The 1,869-nt window shown below is 30.3% G+C and carries 2 protein-coding genes; both read right to left on the bottom strand.

Annotated elements, in window-relative coordinates:
- Positions 1-187, bottom strand: a 187-nt coding sequence (locus ACW2QF_RS16415; protein ID WP_455717091.1) for a zinc-ribbon domain-containing protein, incomplete at its 3' end; no start/stop codon positions are given.
- A gap of 14 nt (positions 188-201) precedes the next feature.
- Entirely contained in the window at positions 202-1,197 is a 996-nt protein-coding gene (locus tag ACW2QF_RS16420; RefSeq protein ID WP_455717092.1) for a glycoside hydrolase family 25 protein, read from the bottom strand.
- Positions 1,198-1,869: the final 672 nt, after the last annotated feature.

A 1,869-nucleotide genomic window follows, 5' to 3' on the forward strand; every position in this document is an offset into this window, starting at 1 on the left:
TACATAAACCAGAAATAATTACTGCACAAACTATAGTAACTAAAGCGATTAATATAATATTTTTTCTTTTGATTGTATGACCTTGCTTGTTTTGTATTTCATCTGGTTTGTCTGTTATGTATTTCCCACATTTATCGCAAAATTTCGAATCATCGTCCAATAAATTTCCACAATGTTTACAGTACATAAAACATCCACTCCTTATTCATAAGTACAAAATTCTATATTTAAATCGGTTTTTCCCTCAATCCCAGGAACAATTCCACTTTCTGAGTACTGCCAAAAAGTAAACTGATATGGAGTTTGAGGTATTTGTTCATAATCCGCATACCATATTGGGTAATCTTTTAATTGTACCAAATCAAACATAAATGCTTCCCAATACATATTTGAATAGATCATTGGTTCAAAACCTTTTTCTTTTACTTTTTCACAAAATACAATCGTATTTTTGGTAAATTGTTCTCCGCTAATATCATCTGTTCTTGCAACACTATCTCTAATAAGTTCCGGATCAAATACTATAGGTAATTCCAATGTGATTCCTTTTAGTTTATCAAGCACAAATTCAGCTTCTTCCAGTGCTTCACTTTCATCAATTGCTTGAGAGAATACATAAACCCCCACGTCTAGTCCTGCATCATGAGCGCCATTAATATTATTATAAAATTCACGATCTAGATTTAAGCTTCCCTCAGTTCCATACCCTCTGTATGCAATCCTTATAAATGCAAATTCATATCCAGCTTCTTTTACTTTTTTCCAATCAATACTGCCTTGATGATGTGAAACATCTATTCCTTTTCTAATATAATATTTTTTATCTCCTTCATAACTTATTTGGTCGTTTTTATTTTTTAAATATTTCCATTCATAACTATGATGCGGAATGTTGTCACTGATCTCAGTTTCAAACCATTCTCCATAAGGATTTACAAATTTTAATATTTCAGTGTTATCTGTTGTTTTTTCTTCTCTTTCATCTTTGTAGTCGGTTGTTAAAGTGTCTTCTTGACCAACCATATCACTGTCATCAACACTCTTTGAATCCTCTCCAAGCATTTCACTGTTATCAACATTTTTTGTTGCTTTCAAATACTTCCCATCTTCTTTTTTCTTATTATTAATAAAGTATCCCGTAAAAGTTACTATACAAAGTATAATAATCAAAGAAAATGTAATTCCTATTTTTTTCATACTCTATACCTACTTCCACCAAAATTAGTATTTGTGAATTAAAGTTTACATTAATTCACAGATCCTTTATATTTTTTAATATGTATTACTCCACAACTTCTACTGCCATAGAATCCCCTCCTTCAGTAATAATAACTAGGTGTAGCTTATGTGGTTCTTTAGTAAATTATAGCACAAAATATGTCATATTGTAACCAATTTCACTTCCAGTCTTATCTAATATAATCGCCAATGTTCTCAATCCATTGCTTATTCCTTGATAAACATTATTTAATAGTAATGCCGTATTATAAACTCATAATGCTATAGCAACTCCATAAACGATAGGCTCAATTATAGACCAAATGTCATATATAGTGCTTCCAACATTGCATTAGTAATAGACATAAGCGGTTTCGACATTCTATCTTGTAGCTGTATTACAGTCATAATACTTGACATAATTTATCACCTCATTTCTTACACTAAAAAAGAGAGCTTGTAAGCTCCCTTTCTAATTTATTTTTTAATTAATTCATCTCCATCAAATATAAATGATTGTATTGATTCATCTGATTTATTTACTATAAATTGAAATTCACTTCTCAATTCTGCTCCAAATCCATTTTCTGAATCAACATATCCTTGTATTGTAATGGTTTCTTTATCCTTACCGAATCCCCACTCTGTAAT

Source organism: Anaerosporobacter sp. (assembly GCF_965301125.1).